Here is a 2,863-nt window from a genome sequence, read left to right on the forward strand (position 1 = left end):
CGATCGCACTCAAGCGAAATTTTGGCGATTAAGATGCAAAATAGCATCGCCACAGCAGATCCGAGTAACTGCGATCGACCGAAATCTTCGCGGCGATCGGTAACAACTTCTGCTGAAATTTTGGGCAATATAACAATACCAGCTTCCCGATCGCGCGCAGATCGAACGCAGGCTATCCGCGCCAATCCCCACGCATCTCGATCTGCGGTGTATGCATAAGTCGGTTAGACTTCGTTTCGAGATCTGAATCCCCCCTAGCACCCCTTAAAAAGGGTGGAACCGGATGGAAAGTCCCCCTTTTTAAGGGGGATTTAGGGGGATTTACACCAATTGCGCTTCTAACCAGAGATGTGTATTCACGGTAGCGCATCTCGATCGGGCAATAGCTTGCAACTACCTAAATATTTGTCAACTTTATAAAAATTACTTACCTCTCGGCCATTTTCCCAAAATTGGCTAGATTCCAACCCCAAATCCCGATTAACCGACAATGAATAAGAAGCTAAACCCCGATCGCGCCCTAATTCACTTCATGCTGCGAGCACAGCAGATCGCCTGCCGAGATGGTCGATCGGATCGCGGTTATGCCATGTTGATCGTCTCATTGGTATCGATCGCCATGTTTAGCATGTTGGCGGCTTACATGACCATGACCAACTTGAGCAAGTCTTCGACAAATGCTTATGTCGATGGCACCAATACTTTCTATGCCGCTGAATCTGGCTTGAACAAACGCGCCCAACAAGTGCGAGACAAATTCGTTAACTATGCCACCCCGACAGGTACTGCGATTGGTGGGACGACTTCGGTAGTCTCAGCAGCCTCGATCTCCAATTGCTTTACCGTGAATCCTGGGCTTGCGCCGACCAGTAATGACTTTGAGTGTCGGAACTATTCGTTTAGGTACAACAATAATGCTGCTGCTAGTAGGACTGGCCAAGGTGATGCTGTCATCAGCGAGGCAAATGATAATAACAATAGCGTCAACTATGTCGCTTACACGTTTGTTGCTGATGTTACGAAGTACACTGCTGGCACTCCGCCCACAATCACGATTAATTCGGGCGAAACATTTGATGGCTTGAGAGCGCAAGAATATCAATACACTGTCTATGCCACTGCAAATGCCAACCAAAACTCAGCTTCGGGGATCACGGATGAAGAGAGTGCTGCTAAAGCTCGATCGGCACTTCCGCCTGCATCTAGACTCGCTGGAGATGCCGCATTAGTCGCCGCCTATGACACTAAACTCGCAGCGGCTACTACGGCAAATAACGGTCGCGCCACCAGCAATACGAGTACGAATACCGTCTTGCAGATGAACTTTAAAAGCCGCATCATTCCGATCTTTCAATTTGGGGCGTTCTATGATGGCGATTTGGAATTCAACCCCACTCCGGTGATGACTTTTAACGGGCGACTGCATAGCAATGGCAGTATGTACCTGACCTCTGGTTCTACTTTGACCATCGATGGGATTGTCACTGCGGTCGGTAATATTTATAGCGGTAATGAGTCTCTACCTAATAATTATGGTGCTGGCGGATCGGTCTTGATTACCAAATCAAAATCACCAACCGTCACTCAAGCTATACCGACAAACCCTAGTCCTACTAGTAGTGCTGTCCTAGTTGGTAGCTTAGGTTCTTACAATGCCAAGCTCAAAGATAGTACGACCCCTGTGACGCGGTTGACACTACCTGCAGCCGGACTATTGAGCAAACTAGATCCCAATCAATCAGATGGGATTGGTGAATATTATGGCAAAGCAGACATGCGGCTAGAGATGTATCCAGATCGCGCGGTGCCATTTGGCTTCCAAGTCATCTCTGCTACTACCACGACGACGGTTGGTGCGGGTGTCTGTAGCGGTGCGGGTAGTGTCTTTAATAATACTGATACTGGTGGTACCAAAACTGTCTCAGCAGGTCGTGCCAACTATAGCACTGCCAAATGTAACGATCTCAAGGAAGGGCAACTGCGGAGTCTAATGCAACCCGTCCTAGTCCGGCCTCGGAGTACTTTGGAATACACTACTTTCTGTACGACCGCAGGTGCAGGTACTAAACCTCAACCGCCAAGCACACCAACAGTAATAATTCCAACCACACCAGTTCCTATTGGCATCACAGGTAGTACGATTCCCACCGATCTCGCTATCAAAGAGCGAATTTTGGATGCGCTCGCTTTGACCTTAGCTGCTCAACCAACACCAGTCGATTACTCCAGCTTGACTGTTAGCCTCTCTGCAAGCGCAAAGCTTCAGTTCCGCGCATTGCTTGATAAAATTACGACATTAGGGGCAACAGACAAGGATACATTACAAAATGCGGCTCCTACGGCTATTGCCGCACTTTCGACTACAAGCACCTATACCAGCCCGACGGACACACGTAGGAGCTGTTTTAGACCCGCACCGATTCAAGCACTCTTTAATCCTACCGATTTCGATACAGCTACGAAATTAGCTTCTAATGGGGCGACCAATTTTAACGATCGACGTGAAAATCGCTTTATTCGGATGATTCAAACCAATCTCGAAAGCCTAACCTTATGGAATCGCGATGGCATATTCGTGCAGGAAAATGTCAGCCCTGCCGTCGGTGGCTTTAATGGCATTTTGACGGATAACGATACGATTACTCCAGCCAATCTAGCCACCAAATTTACGATCGATAATGTTGGGGCAACTAGAGACTGGGCGGAAAGAGCCGCTAGTTCGGGAGATAATGTCTTATTTGTCAAAGATATCGCCAGAACTTTAGAAGTTGATGGTACGACTGCCATTCCCGCCCAATCCTACCGAGGGATGGGATTAGCCGCAAAAGATGGAAGTGAGCACGGCAGCAATATCAAAACAGAA

Annotated in this window: 1 pseudogene; it reads left to right on the top strand. The window is 48.2% G+C overall.

Going from position 1 to position 2,863, the window contains the following annotated elements:
• Positions 1–490 precede the first annotated feature (490 nt).
• Positions 491–2,863: pseudogene (locus RMO84_RS06470) on the top strand (hypothetical protein); the annotation flags it as partial.

The sequence above is a fragment of the Chamaesiphon sp. VAR_69_metabat_338 genome, assembly GCF_031423935.1.
Taxonomy (GTDB): domain Bacteria; phylum Cyanobacteriota; class Cyanobacteriia; order Cyanobacteriales; family Chamaesiphonaceae; genus Chamaesiphon.